The 17,037-nt window shown below is 51.1% G+C and carries 16 protein-coding genes and 1 riboswitch; of the genes, 1 reads left to right on the top strand and 15 read right to left on the bottom strand.

The features are described 5' to 3' along the window. Positions 1–44 precede the first annotated feature (44 nt). From ftsH to DXB83_RS00420, 4 genes are all read right to left on the bottom strand, one after another. Entirely contained in the window at positions 45–1,946 is a 1,902-nt protein-coding gene (gene ftsH, locus DXB83_RS00435; RefSeq protein WP_055227005.1) for an ATP-dependent zinc metalloprotease FtsH, read from the bottom strand. A 186-nt stretch (positions 1,947–2,132) separates the two neighbouring features. Continuing rightward, positions 2,133–3,149: a UDP-glucose 4-epimerase GalE gene (galE, locus tag DXB83_RS00430; RefSeq protein WP_022463123.1), complete on the bottom strand. Its 1,017-nt coding sequence runs from the start codon at positions 3,147–3,149 to the stop codon at positions 2,133–2,135. A gap of 73 nt (positions 3,150–3,222) precedes the next feature. Beyond that, positions 3,223–4,716, bottom strand: a complete 1,494-nt coding sequence (gene galT, locus DXB83_RS00425) for a UDP-glucose--hexose-1-phosphate uridylyltransferase (RefSeq protein WP_118697171.1) — start codon at positions 4,714–4,716, stop codon at positions 3,223–3,225. Positions 4,717–4,756: 40 nt separating this feature from the next. Next, a complete protein-coding gene (locus DXB83_RS00420) occupies positions 4,757–5,926 on the bottom strand; it encodes a galactokinase (protein WP_118697170.1) in 1,170 nt (389 codons plus the stop codon). A gap of 272 nt (positions 5,927–6,198) precedes the next feature. On the opposite strand from DXB83_RS00420, the gene DXB83_RS00415 reads away from it, so the two are divergent. Then, the gene (locus tag DXB83_RS00415; protein WP_055219743.1) at positions 6,199–7,092 is read left to right on the top strand and encodes an AraC family transcriptional regulator; all 894 of its coding nucleotides are present in this window, start codon (positions 6,199–6,201) and stop codon (positions 7,090–7,092) included. On the opposite strand, the gene DXB83_RS00410 is transcribed toward DXB83_RS00415, so the two are convergent. From DXB83_RS00410 to DXB83_RS00360, 11 genes are all read right to left on the bottom strand, one after another. Then, positions 7,083–9,575: an ATP-dependent DNA helicase gene (locus DXB83_RS00410; RefSeq protein ID WP_118697169.1), complete on the bottom strand. Its 2,493-nt coding sequence runs from the start codon at positions 9,573–9,575 to the stop codon at positions 7,083–7,085. The genes DXB83_RS00415 and DXB83_RS00410 overlap by 10 nt on opposite strands. A 329-nt stretch (positions 9,576–9,904) precedes the next feature. Continuing rightward, complete coding sequence (locus tag DXB83_RS00405; protein ID WP_022463118.1) at positions 9,905–10,132, bottom strand: HPr family phosphocarrier protein; 228 nt, start codon at positions 10,130–10,132, stop codon at positions 9,905–9,907. 335 nt (positions 10,133–10,467) lie between these two features. Beyond that, positions 10,468–11,292: an Mrp/NBP35 family ATP-binding protein gene (locus DXB83_RS00400; RefSeq protein WP_055219741.1), complete on the bottom strand. Its 825-nt coding sequence runs from the start codon at positions 11,290–11,292 to the stop codon at positions 10,468–10,470. A 30-nt stretch (positions 11,293–11,322) separates the two neighbouring features. Further along, on the bottom strand, positions 11,323–11,667 hold the full coding sequence (locus DXB83_RS00395) for a metal-sensing transcriptional repressor (RefSeq protein WP_055219739.1): 345 nt from the start codon (positions 11,665–11,667) through the stop codon (positions 11,323–11,325). A 38-nt stretch (positions 11,668–11,705) separates the two neighbouring features. Continuing rightward, positions 11,706–11,936: a hypothetical protein gene (locus DXB83_RS00390; protein ID WP_022463115.1), complete on the bottom strand. Its 231-nt coding sequence runs from the start codon at positions 11,934–11,936 to the stop codon at positions 11,706–11,708. Positions 11,937–11,940: 4 nt separating this feature from the next. Continuing rightward, positions 11,941–12,468, bottom strand: coding sequence for a DNA-deoxyinosine glycosylase (locus DXB83_RS00385; RefSeq protein WP_022463114.1), 528 nt, complete (start codon positions 12,466–12,468; stop codon positions 11,941–11,943). Then, on the bottom strand, positions 12,455–12,697 hold the full coding sequence (locus DXB83_RS00380) for a hypothetical protein (protein WP_022463113.1): 243 nt from the start codon (positions 12,695–12,697) through the stop codon (positions 12,455–12,457). Before DXB83_RS00380 ends, DXB83_RS00385 begins: the two co-directional genes overlap by 14 nt. A gap of 243 nt (positions 12,698–12,940) precedes the next feature. After that, positions 12,941–14,119, bottom strand: coding sequence for a phosphoribosylaminoimidazolecarboxamide formyltransferase (locus tag DXB83_RS00375; RefSeq protein WP_117760499.1), 1,179 nt, complete (start codon positions 14,117–14,119; stop codon positions 12,941–12,943). Positions 14,120–14,150: 31 nt separating this feature from the next. Then, entirely contained in the window at positions 14,151–14,864 is a 714-nt protein-coding gene (locus DXB83_RS00370; RefSeq protein ID WP_022463110.1) for an IMP cyclohydrolase, read from the bottom strand. A 78-nt stretch (positions 14,865–14,942) separates the two neighbouring features. Further along, positions 14,943–15,023, bottom strand: a riboswitch (ZMP/ZTP riboswitch). A gap of 133 nt (positions 15,024–15,156) precedes the next feature. Further along, on the bottom strand, positions 15,157–15,639 hold the full coding sequence (locus DXB83_RS00365) for an acyl-CoA thioesterase (RefSeq protein WP_118697168.1): 483 nt from the start codon (positions 15,637–15,639) through the stop codon (positions 15,157–15,159). 41 nt (positions 15,640–15,680) lie between these two features. Continuing rightward, positions 15,681–16,958, bottom strand: a complete 1,278-nt coding sequence (locus DXB83_RS00360) for an O-acetylhomoserine aminocarboxypropyltransferase/cysteine synthase family protein (protein WP_022463108.1) — start codon at positions 16,956–16,958, stop codon at positions 15,681–15,683. Between the last annotated feature and the right edge of the window lie 79 nt (positions 16,959–17,037).

Genomic DNA, 17,037 nt, shown 5'->3' with positions numbered 1-17,037 from the left:
AGAGATCGTTTTCTCTGCTCCCGCCGGGCCTTTTCGCTTTCTTTTTATATTTCTGGATTTTCAACCGCTTCTTCCGCGTTTCCATTCCGTTTTGCAATCACCTGATGAAAAATCTCCATAAATTCTTTTCCGGTGATCGTCTCTTTCTGGATCAGGTAAGCTGCGATTTCATCCATCGCATCGCGGTTAGCTGCCAGAAGTTCTTTTGCCTGCTCATACGACTCTTTCAGGATCTTCATGACCTCGTGGTCAATTTCGGTTGCTGTGGCATCGCCGCAGTTTAAGACCATTCTTCCGTCGAGGTACTGATTCTGCTGGGTCGCAAGACCGATCAGACCGAATTTCTCCGACATACCGTACTGCGTGATCATCGCGCGGACAATCTTCGTCGCTTTCTCGATATCATTCGAAGCTCCCGTTGTCACATTGCCGAATACGATCTCCTCTGCCGCTCTTCCACCGAGGCACTCGACGATCATCGCCTCGAGTTCGCTCTTCGTGTTGAGGTATTTCTCCTCCTCCGGCACCTGCATGACGTAGCCGAGCGCACCCATCGTACGCGGCACAATCGTGATTTTCTGTACCGGCTCGGAATCCTTCTGCAGTGCAGTAACAAGTGCGTGGCCTACCTCGTGGTAGGAAACGATCTTTCGCTCTTCCTGGCTTAAGATGCGGTCCTTCTTCTCTTTTCCGACGAGGACAACCTCGACTGCCTCGAGAAGATCCTTCTGGGAAACGGCTTTTCTTCCGTTCTTGACCGCAAGAATCGCTGCCTCGTTGATCATATTTGCAAGATCAGAACCAACGGCTCCCGATGTCGCAAGTGCGATGCCGTCGAGATCAACCGTCTCATCGAGCGATACGTTCTTGGCGTGTACTTTCAGGATTTCCACACGGCCTTTCAGGTCCGGTCTTTCTACGATAATCCGGCGGTCAAAACGGCCTGGACGCAGCAGCGCCGGGTCAAGAACCTCCGGGCGGTTTGTGGCCGCAAGGATCAGAATACCCTTGGAGCTGTCGAATCCGTCCATCTCGGCGAGGAGCTGGTTTAACGTCTGCTCCCGCTCGTCGTTGCTGTTGTAGCTGTTGTCACGGCTCTTTCCGATCGCATCGATCTCATCGATAAAGATGATGCACGGTGCGTTTTTCTTTGCTTCCTCAAACAGGTCACGCACACGCGATGCACCGACACCGACGAACATCTCGACAAATTCCGAAGCGGACATCGAGAAAAACGGTACGTGCGCCTCACCGGCTACGGCTTTGGCAAGCAGTGTTTTTCCGGTTCCAGGAGGGCCTACAAGAAGCGCTCCTTTCGGAAGTTTTGCACCGATTGTCGTGTATTTTCCAGGGTTATGCAGAAAATCCACAACCTCCTGGAGCGATTCTTTTGCCTCGTCCTGTCCCGCAACATCGCGGAATGTCACGCCGGTTTCTTTCTGTACGTAGGCCTTTGCTCTGCTCTTTCCTACACCCATGACTCCGCCGCCTTTGTTCATGCTGCGCATCACCCATACCATGACAGCGACAAGCATCACAACCGGCAGAATGACGGTCAGCAATGTGTAAATGATCGTTCCGGTAGAATCCGGCGGATCTTTGTGGTACGTAATGCCTTTCTCCTGTAACAGATCGACCAGCTCCTGCTCATCTCCCATCATCGTTACCTGATAGGTGATTCCCTCCGATTTCTGGTCTTTCGGCGTTACGGTCAGTGTTCCCGATTTCAAGACAACTTCCTGCACTCCATCGTTGTTTACCATGTCCAGGAATTTGCTATAGTCAAGATCCTCGGAAGTAATTCCCCCAAGGGCATTGTTCAGAAGTCCCATCACCATCAGGCTGACGAGGAGGCAGATCAGGATAATGAGTATCGTCTGTCTGTTTTTCGGTCCTCCCCCGGAGCCTTTTTCTGGTTCCCGGTTCTGATTTTTTCTATCGTCCATGCTTTTCCTCCTTGTATGTCAAACCGCCCCTCTTTTTTACGGACACTTTAACTCTTACATTATATCGGATTCCCTCTTAATTAGCAAGCCGGACTTTGTGAAAAAAGACTGAATTTATCTATACAAAAACGGCCCGCCGACACTCTTTCAAGTATCGGCGGGCCGCCAGATAACACTCACATTACATTAGTCGTTATATCCGTTCGGATTCTTCTGCTGCCAGTTCCAGGAATCGGCACACATCTCCTCGATGCCGTACTCAGCCTCCCAGCCAAGCTCCTCTTTTGCTTTGTCGCATTTGGAGTAGCAGGTTGCGATATCACCGTCACGGCGCGGTTTGATTTCGTATTTCAGCGGATGGCCGCATGCTTTCTCGAATGCGTGGATCACATCGAGTACGCTGTAGCCTTTGCCGGTTCCGAGGTTGTAAATGGAAACGCCCTCGTTGTCAGCCAGTTTCTGGATGGCTTTTACATGGCCGCGTGCCAGGTCAACAACATGGATGTAATCGCGGACACCAGTTCCGTCCGGAGTATCGTAGTCATCACCGAAAACACCGATGCACTCGAGTTTTCCGATGGCAACCTGTGCGACATACGGAAGCAGGTTGTTCGGGATGCCCTTCGGATCCTCTCCGATAAGGCCGCTCTTATGCGCTCCGATCGGGTTGAAGTAGCGAAGCAGGATAACATTCCATTCCGGATCTGCGGTGTGGATGTCGGTCAGAACCTGCTCGAGCATGCTTTTTGTCCAGCCGTATGGGTTGGTCGGGGTTCCCTTCGGGCACTCCTCGGTGATCGGAATCTGTGCCGGATTGCCGTATACGGTTGCAGAAGAACTGAAGATGATGTTCTTTACGCCATGGTTTCTCATCTCATCGCAGAGAATCAGGGTTCCGGTCATGTTGTTGTGATAATATTCAATCGGTTTATGTACGGACTCGCCGACTGCTTTTAAGCCTGCGAAATGGATGACAGCGTCAATTTTCTCGTTGTCGAAAATTTTCTTTACGCCTTCGCGGTCCAGCATATCGGTTTTGTAGAAGGTTACTTTCTTTCCGGTAATCTGTTCTACACGCTCGATGGCTTTCTCGCTTGCATTGTAAAGGTTGTCCATGACAACAACGTCATAGCCTGCGTTCAGCAGTTCCACACAGGTGTGGCTTCCAATATAGCCTGCACCGCCAGTAACTAAGATTTTCATTTTGGTATCCTCCATGTTTTCCTTCGCTGCTGCTTTTTTGCCGCAGCGGGTTAATTGAAGCATTTAGTTTATTCTACAACGTTTCCATGAATTTTGCAAATGCACTTCTGCCTTCCTCGGTGCACTTGTAAACGCCGGCATCCTCGAGTACGCCGACAAAGACTTTTCCGACTTCCTCTTTCAGGATATCCATCACATTTTCGCTGTTCAGCTCCGGATGGCGCGGCAGGAATTCGTCTACCCAGTCGGCATGTTTCTCCAGCTCTGCGACAGCGCGGACATCTTTTCCCTCTACAAGGCATTTGGAAAGCTCTTCCAGCTCATCTTTTAAGCGCGCCGGCAGAATCGCAAGTCCCATAACCTCAATAAGGCCGATGTTCTCTTTTTTGATGTGATGATACTGTGCATGCGGATGGTAAACACCGAGCGGGCATTCGTCCGTCGTGATGTTGTTGCGCAGTGCCAGATCGAGTTCGAACGTATCGCCCACTTTTCTTGCGATCGGCGTGATCGTGTTGTGCGGCTCTCCGTCAGTCTCGGCGAATACAAACGCATCCTCATCCGTGTAACCTCTCCAGCAGTTCAGGATATGCTCTGCCAGATCGATCAGCCGTTTCTCATCTTTGTGGCGGATCCGGATGACGGACAGCGGCCATTTGACGATGCCGGTTTCCACATCCTCGTATCCTTTGATGGTAAAATGGCGCTCGATCGGCGCTTTCGCCATTGCGAAGGTATAGTGACCGCCCTGATAATGATCGTGGCTTAAAATGGAGCCTCCCACGATCGGCAGATCCGCATTGGAACCGATGAAGTAGTGCGGAAACAGCTTGATAAAGTCAAACAGCTTCACAAAGGTCGCGCGCTCGATCTTCATCGGGTTATGCTGGAAATTGAACACGATGCAGTGCTCATTGTAATACACATATGGCGAGTACTGGAATCCCCACTCCGTCTGATTGATCGTCAGCGGAATGATGCGGTGGTTCTGGCGCGCCGGGTGGTTGACGCGTCCCGCATAGCCCACATTCTCCTTGCAGAGCAGGCATTTCGGATAACCGCTCTGTTTTGCCAGTTTTGCAGCCGCGATCGCCTTCGGGTCCTTCTCCGGTTTGGAGAGGTTGATCGAGATATCGATATCGCCGTAGGCACTCGGTACGCTCCAGCGGATATCCTTTGCGATGCGGTATCTGCGGATGTAGTTGGAATCCTGGCTCAGTTTGTAGAAGTAATCGGTTGCCTCCTGCGGGCTCTTCGCATAGAGTTCCTCAAACTTCTTTACCACCTCTCCCGGGCGCGGCATCAGGCAGTCCATCAGTTTCGTATCGAACAGATCGCGGTAAACGACGCTGTTGTGTTCGAGAAGACCGCGCTTAGCTGCATCATCAAGCAGTTCATTTAAAGTCTCTTCCAGATACGGGGTCTCCGGAATCTGCTCCGGCTCTTCGTAATCGGAAATCTGCATGACTTCCAGAATCCGGTTTGTCGCATAGATTTTATCCAGTCCCGAAACAAGACCGGCATTTTCTCCATATTTTACCAGTTTTGCAATACTCTCGTTAATCACTGTAGCTTCCTCCCTGCTGCCGATCCAGCTTTTTTATTTCTTATTTTAATACGCCTGCGCCGTCTCCGATGTCTACGACATAGAAGTCTGCGGCATAGCCGATTTTTTCTTTGTAAGCTGCGCCTACTTTTGCGATGAAGTTGTCAATATCTTCTGTTTTTACGATGCTGACGGTGCATCCGCCGAAGCCTGCGCCTGTCATACGGGATCCGATGACACCCGGGCAGTTCCATGCTTCTTCCACAAGAGTATCCAGCTCGATGCCGGTTACCTCATAGTCATCACGCAGGGAAACGTGGGATGCGTTCATCAGCTCGCCGAATTTTGCGATGTCGTTTGCCTTTAAAGCTGCAACGGCCTGAACGGTTCTCTGGTTCTCGTAAACAGCATGTTTTGCACGTTTCTGGCGGACCGGATCTTTGATGGCATCTTTCACTGCCTCAAACTCTTCCTCGGTCAGCTCGCCAAGGCTCTTGATGTCTTTGACTTTCTGAATCTCAGCCAGAGCAGTCTCGCACTCGCTGCGGCGCTCGTTGTATTTGGAGTCGCCAAGGCCGCGTTTCTTGTTGCTGCAGGAGATGACAATTCTTGCGCCTTCCAGTTTAACCGGTGCGTACTCATATTTCAGATCGCTGGTGTCAAGAAAGATCGCACAGTCCTTTTTGCCCATGGCGATGGCGAACTGATCCATGATACCGCAGTTGACGCCGTTGTAATTGTTCTCGGAGAACTGGCCGTACAGAGCGATGTCGATCATGGAGATGGTGTCGTAGCCGAACATGTCACGCAGCATTACGCCGGTTACGGTCTCAACGGATGCGGAAGAGGAAAGGCCGGAGCCGTTCGGAATGTTTCCGTAGAGCACGATATCGAAGCCCTGCTCTACCGGGAAGCCCTTCTGACAAAATGCCCACATCATTCCCTTCGGATATGCGGTCCAGTTGCCTTCTTTTCCCATCAGGAATTCATCGAGAGAAGATTCTACCACGCCGAGTTTTTCAAAGTTCATAGAGTAAAAATGAAGCTTTCTGTCGTCACGTTTTCTTGCTGCCATGTAGGTTCCGATGGTCAGTGCGCATGGAAATACGTGGCCTCCGTTGTAATCGGTGTGCTCACCGATCAGGTTCACACGTCCAGGTGCGAAGTAGGTGCGGATGTCGCCCTCTCCCCCGAACAGTTTTGCAAAACAATCCAGTACCTGCTGTTTCATTTTGTTGTCTCCTTTTCTTTTTGGTGTGTTGTTTTCATGGTTTCGTTTTGTGTGTTGTGTGTGTATTGTGTGTTTGTGTGTTTGTGTGTTTTTTCTTATCTTCTTAAGTATCATTATAGTGAGCCGTACGCCCATCTGCAACAACAATATTGGGGCAAACGATAATTATATTGAGGTGATCTTCGATTTTTTCTTGTTTTTTTTCCCTTTTTGCCGCATACTTTACTTATCGTATGATTTTTAATGGATTTTATGGATTGGAGGTACGTTTCATGCAGATCCGCATGGATAAAGAAAACCGTGAGCTGAAGGCCCACGGCAGCTATGAATTTCCTGTCAACATCAGTTACGAACAGCTCTCCCGCTACGAGCGCGGCTCCTTTTCCTGGCACTGGCACCCGGAAATTGAGCTGACGTTTGTCCTCTCGGGACAGATCGGATATCAGGTCAACGGCAAATCGTATGTCTTAAAAGAAGGGGACGGCATTTTCTGCAACACGAATGCGCTTCACAGCGGCCACATGATCGACGGGATGGACTGCGTCTATATTTCAACCACGTTCGCCCCGCGCTTTCTCTATGGTTTTTCAAACAGTGTGATCCAGACGCGCTACGTCGAACCGGTGCTGACGGATATGCAGCTCGCCTCCATCGTCTTTTCGCCGGAGATCGACTGGCAGAACCAGGTACTTGCCTGTATGCACCGCATCTACGACCTCTCGCTTTCACAGCCGTCCGCGTTTGAGATGGAAATCCAGGAGCTTCTGCTGTCGATCTGGATTGAGATTTACCGCCACGCATCGTTTTCCGGTGAATCCCAGAACACGGCGGCAGCGCGTGATGTTGAGCGGCTCCGCATTCTGCTCGACTACATCCACCGCCATTATATGGAGCATCTGACGCTCGAGGATCTCGCTGCACAGATCCACATCTGCCGCAGTGAATGCTGCCGTTTTTTCAAGAAATGCATGAACGAATCCCTGTTTGACTATCTTCTCGATTACCGTATTGAAAAAAGCCTGCCGCTCCTTCTCGAGCGCCAGGCCAGTATCACTTCCGTAGCGGAACAGACCGGATTTTCCAGTCCTGCCTATTTTTCTAAAATTTTCCGGCAGCAGATGGGCTGCTCGCCGAGCGAATACCGGAACCGCGCGGATCACACGTAACGTTCAGCGCTGCACCGAGATTTCATTTCCTGCTGCCCGGCTTTTGATCCGCTCTCACAATCCACCCTCTCCCAAAACGAATGGATTACCTCCGGGAGGCTGCTGCGCTGCACAATCCGGCAGTCCTCCCATTCTCTTGGGAACAGCTCGCGGTACTCCCGGTTTCGGAACCGCTCGTCGAGCAACAGAATCACACCCGTGTCCTCCGTCGTACGGATCACGCGCCCTGCCGCCTGCAATACTTTATTCATGCCGGGATAGCGGTACGCGTAGTCGAAACCGTTCTCTCCGCTGCGGTCAAAATATTGCTTTAAAAGTTCTCTCTCCGGCCCCACCTGCGGGATTCCGGCTCCCACAACGGCCGCGCCGATCAGCTTTTCCCCGTCCAGATCAATTCCCTCCGAGAAAATGCCTCCCATGATACAGAATCCCACCAGCGTTTTCTCGTTGTCTTTCGCAAACGCTTCCAGAAACGCTTCTCTCTCCTGCTCCCGCATCGCCGACTCCTGGATCAGGCAGGTCACGTTTTCATCTGCATACAGTTCCTCATAGACCGCATAGACATCCTGCATCAGGCGGTATGACGGGAAGAACGCCATATAGTTGCCCTTCCGGCTCTGGATCATCTCGTTCAGATAGGCGGCGATCTTCTCAAACTCTGCGCGGTTTCTCCGCTGATACTTCGTGCTGACCTCGCTTCCGATCGCCAGACACCGCTTCGTGGGATCAAACGGGGACTCCACGTAAATCGCGTAATCATCCGTATTCGTGCTGAACATCTTCTTATAATACTGCACCGGCAGCAGCGTCGCGGAAAAGAAGACGGCCGACCGCCCCTGGTTGATACACTGCTGCAGATTCTCCGCCGGGTTGACGCAAAACAGGCGCAGTGCAAAATCGCCGTTATCGAGATAACTCGTGTAGATCAGATAATTTTCATCCACTAAATTGTAAATCTCGGAAAAATTTCGCAAGTTAAAGTAAAATTCCAGAACCTGCTTCCGGATTTCGCTTGTCTTATGCGCTTCCAGCCAGCCCGCCAGTTCTTCCAGCAGCTGATTGACCATCATAAGAAACGTCGATACGCTTTCCAGCTCCGTGCAGGAATCGCACTCTCTTTTGTAGACGAGCATCTGGTGATTGCAGCGATTCAGCGCCTTCTCGAGCTTTTTGCCCGGTGCATACGGGCGGAGGAGCTGGCGGACCTTTAAAATCTCCTCTTTGACGAGCGTGGCACTGAACATATCGCGGCCCCGCTCGACCAGGTTATGCGCCTCGTCGATCAGAAAGATGTAGTCACCCTTCGTTCCTTCTGCGAAAAAGCGTTTTAATTTCGAGGTCGGATCAAACGCATAGTTGTAATCGCAGATCACGCCGTCCACCCACGAAGCCACATCAAACTGGAACTCGTGCGGGCAGACGTTCCATTTTTCCGCCTGGCGCAGGACTTCCTCTCTTGTGTAGGAATCGCATTCCGTCAGCATCTCGTACACCGCCGCGTTGATCCGGTCAAAATGACCTTTCGCGCGCGGGCAGTGGATCGGATCGCATTCGGGCTCATCGAGGATGCACATTCTTTCTTTTGCGGTCAGCGTGATTGCTTTGAACTGCAGTCCCTTCTCTTTTAGAATGGAGACCGCCTCCTCTGCCACGGTACGGGTGATGGTTTTCGCAGTCAGATAAAAAAGACGGTCGCCGCAGCCCTCTCCGATCGCGCGGATGGCCGGAAAGACCGTGGACATTGTTTTTCCGATGCCGGTCGGCGCCTGGACGAAGAGTTCTTTTTTCCGCAGAATGGTACGGTAGACACCGCTCACCAGTTCCCGCTGGCCTTTCCGGTACGGGAAGGGGAATTCGAGGTGCTGCATTGAGGCATCTCGCGCTTTCTGCCACTGGTACTGGAATTCCGCCCAGATAAACCAGGCGTCGAGTAGCTCACCGAACCACTGCTCCAGTTCCGGGAGCTTGTACGTCTGCAGAAAATGGCGGATGCGCCAGTTGGAGTGCTCCGGCTTTACCTCTTCTTTGGTGAGCGGGCGCAGAAGGCCTTCCTCCTCGGAGGAGAGCAGGGTGTACGTCATCAGCACGCCCATCTCCTCTTTGCGGTTCTGAAGGCCGTAGATGTAAGCGTAGCACTTCGCCTGTGCCAGATGTACCGGAACCGGCTCTTCCATCGTTTCGAGGTCACGGTACGTTCCCTTGATCTCCTCGATCACGGTCGTGGTTCCGTCCTCGTACATGCCGTCTGCTCTTCCCTCGACGCGCAGAATGAAATGCTCATATTCTTTTTCGTGAACCAGCGGAACCTCCGCACGGTAATCGGCGCCCCGTTTTTTCTGAATCTGCTGATGCACCCGCGTTCCCGCCTGCATGGCATCGCGCTCGCCAAAACCTCCCGACGAGTTGTCCAGATCCCCGCTGCGCAGAATAAACTCCACCAGATTCCGCACGGAAATCCGGATCTCTTTCTTCTTCTCTTCCACTAGCCCGCTCCTTTTCTAACCAGACTATTCAGAGCCCCATCTCGATTCCGCTGCGCTGCATCTCGATGTGGCTTCTCGCCATATGAAATTCCAGAAAAGAACGCTCATTCATGCAAGCATGATTCGTGTCCTTTTCTGGAATTTCGCATAGCTCTGAATAGTTATCATTATACAGAAAAAAGGAGACTGCCGCAACAGTCTCCTTTTTTTCTCTCTGAAGCTATGTGTCTCGTGTGATTAGTTTTTCTTCAGAAAGTCCCCTGCGCAAATTCTGTCTCTACTCTCGCTGGCGGCGCAGGCTGAATTTTTTTCGTTTCCCTTAATAAAATTTATGCTACAGCAAATTTCTGCAGGGTTTTATTGAATGCCGGACTGTCACCATAGCAGTGTACGGTGAGATCACGGTTCAGATCCATGCTGAGGATGCCAAGAATGGATTTTGCATCAATAATAACGCGGTTGTAAAAAATGTCAATATCAAAATCACATTTGGAAGCTGCTTTTACAAACTCCTCTACTTCCTCAGTTCCATTGAGTCTTACTACGCAGTGTGACATACGATTCACCTCTTTCTTAATCAATAGCTGTTTGTTTTCCTATCGTTGAGGTAGATTATGCACTTTTTCTCTTTAAATGTCAATATTGAATTTATTTCCTTGTTTTTGCCATATTATGCATGTTTTTTATGCAAGTTTTTCTCATTAACCCTTCATATTTGTCGCTTTTTGTCTCATTTGCGCAGTCGTGTGTAACCGGTTACACAAAATCCGTTTAAAATAAAATAGTTTTTGCCAAAAGAAACGTAAAAATCTTGTCAAAAAAACCCGCTTTTCCTTGTAAAATCAAGGAAAAACGAGTTTTTCATGCCATTACTTGCTTCTATATTTAATGATTAGATGTTGATCTTTGCAATATCGGTGTTATCCACTTCTGCAAATCTTCCTTCGTCCACCAGCTCGGCAAACTCCGGATGAATCGGCATTTTGCCGAGAACCGGCACGCCGATCTCGGCTGCGATCTCGTCGATGTGGCTTTCGCCGAAAATGGACAGCTTTTTGCCGCAGTCCGGACATACGAGGTAGCTGTAGTTCTCTACGATACCGAGCACCGGAACGCTCATCATCTGTGCCATCTTGTAGGCTTTCATGACGATCATGCGCACCAGATCCTGCGGGGAAGATACGATCACTACGCCGTCTACCGGAAGAGACTGGAAAACGGTCAGCGGAACATCACCGGTTCCTGGCGGCATATCGACGAAGAGATAGTCCAGGTCGCCCCAGATGACGTCGGTCCAGAACTGTTTTACGGTTCCTGCGATGACAGGTCCTCTCCAGATGACCGGCTCTTCCTCGCCCGGAAGCAGGAGGTTGATGGACATTACCTTTACGCCGTTTGCTGCAACTGCCGGGTAAACGCCCTTGTCATCTACGTTTGCAGGTCCTTTCAGGCCATACATTTTCGGGATGGACGGTCCTGTGATATCGGCATCGAGGATACCAACCTTGTAGCCCTCTTTTGCTTTCTGGTTTGCCAGAGATGCGGTTACCATGGATTTACCAACACCGCCCTTGCCGCTGACAACGCCAATGACATGTTTGATCGAAGAATCGGCATTCAGATCAATATGAAAATCCGGTTTGCCCTGTCCTGCTTTGCTTGGACATCCTTCGCAGCTTTCTTTGGAACAGCTCGAATTGCTGCATTCTTTTGCCATGTTTCTTTCCTCTTTTCTTGTTTTTCTTGCTTATTTGACAAAGCGGTCGATCGCCTTATTCAGCTCCTGAATCGCTTTTGTGTCCCCATGCTCGACTGCATCGACGATGCAATGTTCAATGTGATCCTCCAGGATAATTTTTCCTGTATTGTTAATGGCCGCCTTCACGGCAGACAGCTGGATCAGAACCTCAGTGCAGTCCCGGCCTTCCTCTACCATCCGCTTGATCGACTCCATGTGTCCGATCGCGCGGGAGAGGCGGTTTAAGACTGCTTTTGTATTTGTATGATGGTGCCCGTGGGCGTGATCGTGGGAATGCTCGATCACGGTGCCGTCTTCCAGCACATGCACATGCGTGTGTTTTTCTTCACTCATCGTTTTTTTCTCCGCTTTTCTGGTATTTTCTGCGCGATTCAGATTTCTGTAAACGTAAACCGCTGGCGGATGCCGGAGGTCTCAATGTCAAAGACCAGAGATCCGTCCGCTTCCACCGTTTTTTCATATTTTAAGTTTTTGTCCGGAAATTTCTGACGGATATACGCCTCCGGGTCATCCGTCTCGATCTCGTCGAAAAAGACGTCCCGCATCTGATTATTGGCACACTCATTAAAAATCTCCCAGACGGTCTCGTACTCTTTTTTCATCCTGTCACTCTCCGTTTCGTAAGACTTCTCCGCACTGGCTCCACTCGCCAAGCAGCCGCTCCACAGACCATGCGGCGTTCGCGGGACTCGTCGACGGAAGGCGAACCGCTTCCCGTCCCAGCTGCTTCTCCTGGTACTTCCGGTAATACTTCCACGCGGTCGCCCCGTTGCAGTAAATCTGCCGAATATCGGCGCATTCCAGAATGTCCTGCAGCGGATTCGGCACAACATCGCGGATGCTCGCATCGCTCGAGCCTGTGATGACGCAGGACGCGATCACATCCCAGACAGCGATATGATTCCGGAGCAGAAACGCCTTCTTCTCTTCCACGGTCTGCGGCACCTCTTCCCCGCACACGGCTGCCGTCACTTTCCAGAAACGGTTCTGCGGATGGCCGTAAAAAAATCCGGTCTCCCTGGATTTTACGGACGGAAAACTGCCGAGAATCAGAATCCGGGAATCGGCGCGGTAAACCGGCGGAATCGGATGCACCACCGGGTGCTCATTTTTGTTCTCGTCAGGTCGGCTCATCTTCATCAAACTCCACTACCGTATAGAATCCTCTCGGTGTCTCTTTTACTTCTTTTACGATTCCCTTCCGGGACTGCAGCCTCTCATACGCCTGATAATTCCTGCTCATGGCCACTGCCGGGGTAATCGTATAATAATAGGAGGTAGGCAGTGCGCTTTCTGTCACGTTGACTTCCTGGCCTTCCTCGAGAAGTCCCTGTCGCTCCATTTTAAATTCCATCTGCCGCATATTTCTCATCCTCCTTTTTGCAGCGGGCAAAAGATACGCCCATGGGGTATTTTATCACACTTTTCCGAAAAAGAACAGGGGTTTTCGACAGAAAAAGGGCGGTACCGCCCTCTTCCTGCTTATTTTTTATTCTTCAGAAAATGCTACTCTCTCTTTGATGATACATGTGCGAAAAAAAGAAAGAATCCGGCCGCCCAGAGACCGGATTCTTTCTTCTTATATAAATATAAAACGCATTTCTTTTTAGTGATGGAACAGACGGATTCCTGTAAATGCCATCGCCATGTTGTACTTGTTGCAGCACTCGATCACAGCATCATCACGGACTGATCCGCCCGGCTCTGCGATGTACTGGACGCCGCTCTTGTGTGCGCGCTCGATGTTGTCGCTGAACGGGAAGAAGGCATCGGAACCTAAGGTTACGCCCTTCATCTGGTCGAGCCATGCACGTTTCTCTTCTCTTGTGAAGACTTCCGGTTTTACTTTGAAGATCTTCTCCCATGCGCCGTCTGCGAGAACATCCATGTACTCCTCGCCGATGTAAACGTCGATCGCATTGTCACGGTCTGCGCGGCGGATGCCGTCTACAAACTGCAGATCCAGCACCTTCGGGCACTGACGCAGGAACCAGTTGTCGGCTTTCTGTCCGGCAAGACGGGTGCAGTGCACACGGGACTGCTGGCCTGCACCGACACCGATGGCCTGACCGTCTTTGACGAAGCATACGGAGTTGGACTGGGTATATTTTAAGGTAATCAGTGCAATCTTCAGATCGCGTTTTGCTGCTTCCGGAATCTCTTTGTTCTCGGTTACCACGTTGGAGAGCAGCTCATCGTCGATCGGCAGCTCCTGGCGGCCCTGCTCAAAGGTAATGCCGAAGACCTGTTTGTGCTCGAGCGGAGCCGGACGGTAATTCTCGTCGATTTTGATGACGCAGTAGTTACCTTTTTTCTTTGCTTTCAGGATTTCCAGTGCTTCATCGGTAAATCCCGGAGCGATGACACCGTCAGAAACCTCGCGTTTGATCAGGGATGCGGTGTCTTTGTCGCAGACATCAGAAAGTGCGATAAAGTCGCCGAAAGAAGACATACGGTCTGCGCCTCTGGCTCTTGCATAAGCGCATGCTAACGGAGAAAGCTCTCCCATATCGTCTACCCAGTAAATTTTACGCAGGGTCTCGTCCAGCGGAAGACCTACGGCTGCACCTGCCGGGGAAACGTGCTTGAAGGAAGTTGCTGCCGGAAGACCGGTGGCTGCTTTCAGCTCACGTACCAGCTGCCAGCCATTGAAGGCATCCAGAAAATTGATATAGCCCGGACGGCCGCTTAATACTTCGATCGGAAGATCTCTGTCATCATCCATGTAAATTCTGGAAGGTTTCTGGTTCGGGTTGCATCCGTATTTTAACGCTAATTCTTTCATGATTTTCTCCTTTCGCAAAACACTCGATTTCTTATTTATTTTTATTCACGATTCTTGTCTCATACTTGCCGGTTGCAATGTCGATATAGCGTGTGAAGAGGGACACCTTGTTGTCCTCGTTTAAGCTGCTCCAGAGCAGTTCGGTGAAAGCATCGATGTCATCCGGAATCTCGACCAGTTTTGGCTCACCCTCAAAGCTTGGCAGCGGATTGCCGTCGTGCATGTAGGTGTGGATGAAATGGCCTTCCCCTGCTACACAGTTATCATAGGAGAAGGTGTAGCGGTTGCACTGGGAAGGATCGCCGTTATTGCTCTTTAAGATCGACATCTGGTAGCCGTACGTTCCGTTCTCTACGTGCATCACACCGGAAATACGAGGAGTGTAGTTCGGTGCATCCGGCTCAAACTCTCTGCTTCTAAGGGATACCTCAAACGTTTTTCCCTGCTCCAGTCCTTCGTATACGGTATCGGTCTGGTCTCCGTTTGTTACGATCGTATCATTTCCCAGAACGCGTACCGGTGCGTAGATGATCAGGCTCGGATCTTCCAGCTTCGACGGATCAAACGCCTGTGTGCGGATTCCCTCACCCTCCTCAACAAAGACACGGTTACGGCTGTTCTGGCTTCTGCCCATAATAAAGTATCCGGCAACGGCTTTTGTGCCGTCTTTGGATCTGCCGATCACAATTCCTCTTCCTGGATATGCATTTCCTTTTAATTCCTGTTCCAGTGATACTTTTTTCATCTTCTGTTCTCCTTTTCAATGTGGCTGGAATGGGATTTTCTGTTTTTGGATAAAAAAACAGACCCACTCCCCCAAGCATTCTTCTGCCCAGACGGTCGGCCTCTTCTCACGCTATACTCCCTGTGGTCATTTCCACTTCCGTCAGTCGTATAACTGCCTTTACCTTAACATGGAAAATCCCGCCTGTCAAGGGACACGGCGGGATTTTTTTTAAATGAAATTTTCAGAATGCACGAAGACAGCTCCGGTAAACGCCCCGGTGGATTCTGCAAATGTGCGGGTAAACGTCAACTTAGAACCCCTCTCTGTGACGCTCTTTTCGCAGTTCATAGCGGCGTTTTCCGCCCTCCCACTCAGCTTCCTGCTCCGGAGATTCCAGAATCAGCCCCGGAACGGGAAGTGCGCGGCCGTTCTCGTCGATGGCCACCATCACCACGTAGGCACGGTTGATCATTTTCCGAATGCCGGTCGCAAGCTCTTCCACGTACGTGTCGACGCGCACCTCCATTGAGGTGCGTCCGACATACGTCATTCTTCCGACCAGCACGACGGTGTCGTTCAGAAAAGCAGGATGCTTGAAGTTCAGATTGTCGATGCACGCGGTGGTGATTTCGTTGCCGCAGTGGCGGCGTCCCACCAGACCGGCAAGCTCATCGATCCACGCGACCAGCTGGCCGCCGAACAGACGGCCATAGCCGTTGATATGGCGGTGCATCAGAAGATACGACTGCTCTGTCTCAGAATCTTTTACGCGTTTCTTTGCCATTTCTTCCATTTTACCAATACGCTCCTTTTCACATCCTGTTTTTTGTATCTTTATACGTTCGCAAGCGCCTGATCAAGGTCTGCAATGATATCGTTCACATCCTCGATGCCGACTGACAGACGGATCAGATCCGGCAGAACACCGGCTTCGATGAGCTGCTGATCGTTCAGCTGGCGGTGGGTATGGCTTGCCGGGTGCAGAACGCAGCTTCTTGCATCGGCAACGTGTGTTACAATTGCTACCATTTTCAGGCCGTTCGTGAAGCGCATCGCGCCGTCTCTTCCGCCCTTTGGTCCGAAGCAGAGAACGCCGCAGGTTCCGTTCGGCATGTATTTTTCTGCCAGCGCATGGTATTTGCTGTCTGCAAGGCCTGCGTACTCAACCCATGCTACCTTCGGGTGGTTTTTCAGGAACTCTGCCACTTTCTCGGCATTTCTGCAGTGACGCTCCACGCGCAGGTGCAGGGTCTCCAGACCGACATTCGTCAGGAATGCATTCTGCGGGGACTGGCACGCTCCCATATCACGCATCAGCTGTGCGGTTGCTTTTGTGATATACGCTTTTTTACCGAATTTCTGCGTATAAATCACGCCGTGGTACGATTCGTCCGGTGTAGTAAGGCCCGGGAATTTGTCTGCATGCGCATCCCAGTCGAAGTTTCCGGAATCGACAATCGCTCCGCCGAGCGCCATTGCATGGCCGTCCATGTATTTTGTGGTGGAATGGGTGACAATATCTACACCGAACTCGAACGGACGGCAGTTGATCGGGGTTGCAAAGGTGTTGTCGCAGATCATCGGAACGCCGTGCTCATGTGCAAGTTTAACAAACTTGTCAATGTCAAGTACAACACCTGCCGGGTTGGAAATCGTCTCGGCAAAGACAGCTTTGGTGTTCGGCTGGAATGCTTTTTCCAGCTCCTCTGCCGGCGCATCCTGGTCCACGAGGGTAGTCTCGATGCCGAATCGTTTTAAGGTAACGGCGAGCAGGTTGGAGGTTCCTCCGTAAACCTTTGCCGCGCAGACAACGTGGTCGCCTGCCTCACAGATGTTGGTAACAGCAAGCATCGTTGCCGCCTGGCCGGAAGATGTGAGCATGGCTGCCACGCCGCCCTCCAGATCGCAGATTTTCTGTGCTACGACGTCGTTCGTCGGGTTCTGCAGACGGGAATAGAAATATCCCTCCTCCTCCAGATCGAACAGTTTTCCCATTTCCTCGCTGGTTGCATATTTGAATGTTGTGCTCTGGTAAATCGGAAGTACACGCGGCTCACCGTTTTTCGGCTGCCATCCTCCCTGTACACAGATTGTGTCCTGGCTGTATCCCATAATTTTTCTCCCTTCTGTAAGTGAAACCGGTCCACCGGGCCGATTTCTGCTGTGCTCAGCGCCATAATAATACCCCCAC

The organism is Blautia sp. OM06-15AC (assembly GCF_003481425.1).
GTDB classification, from domain to species: Bacteria; Bacillota; Clostridia; order Lachnospirales; family Lachnospiraceae; genus Fusicatenibacter; species Fusicatenibacter saccharivorans.
This window is presented reverse-complemented; position numbering and strand designations above follow the sequence as displayed.

Coding starts and splice junctions, on each gene's coding strand:
- ftsH (WP_055227005.1), bottom strand. CDS start 1,946: ATGGACGATAGAAAAAATCAGAACCGGGAACCAGAAAAAGGCTCCGGG.
- galE (WP_022463123.1), bottom strand. CDS start 3,149: ATGAAAATCTTAGTTACTGGCGGTGCAGGCTATATTGGAAGCCACACC.
- DXB83_RS00420 (WP_118697170.1), bottom strand. CDS start 5,926: ATGAAACAGCAGGTACTGGATTGTTTTGCAAAACTGTTCGGGGGAGAG.
- DXB83_RS00415 (WP_055219743.1), top strand. CDS start 6,199: ATGCAGATCCGCATGGATAAAGAAAACCGTGAGCTGAAGGCCCACGGC.
- DXB83_RS00405 (WP_022463118.1), bottom strand. CDS start 10,132: ATGTCACACTGCGTAGTAAGACTCAATGGAACTGAGGAAGTAGAGGAG.
- DXB83_RS00400 (WP_055219741.1), bottom strand. CDS start 11,292: ATGGCAAAAGAATGCAGCAATTCGAGCTGTTCCAAAGAAAGCTGCGAA.
- DXB83_RS00395 (WP_055219739.1), bottom strand. CDS start 11,667: ATGAGTGAAGAAAAACACACGCATGTGCATGTGCTGGAAGACGGCACC.
- DXB83_RS00390 (WP_022463115.1), bottom strand. CDS start 11,936: ATGAAAAAAGAGTACGAGACCGTCTGGGAGATTTTTAATGAGTGTGCC.
- DXB83_RS00385 (WP_022463114.1), bottom strand. CDS start 12,468: ATGAGCCGACCTGACGAGAACAAAAATGAGCACCCGGTGGTGCATCCG.
- DXB83_RS00380 (WP_022463113.1), bottom strand. CDS start 12,697: ATGCGGCAGATGGAATTTAAAATGGAGCGACAGGGACTTCTCGAGGAA.
- DXB83_RS00375 (WP_117760499.1), bottom strand. CDS start 14,119: ATGAAAGAATTAGCGTTAAAATACGGATGCAACCCGAACCAGAAACCT.
- DXB83_RS00370 (WP_022463110.1), bottom strand. CDS start 14,864: ATGAAAAAAGTATCACTGGAACAGGAATTAAAAGGAAATGCATATCCA.
- DXB83_RS00365 (WP_118697168.1), bottom strand. CDS start 15,639: ATGGAAGAAATGGCAAAGAAACGCGTAAAAGATTCTGAGACAGAGCAG.
- DXB83_RS00360 (WP_022463108.1), bottom strand. CDS start 16,958: ATGGGATACAGCCAGGACACAATCTGTGTACAGGGAGGATGGCAGCCG.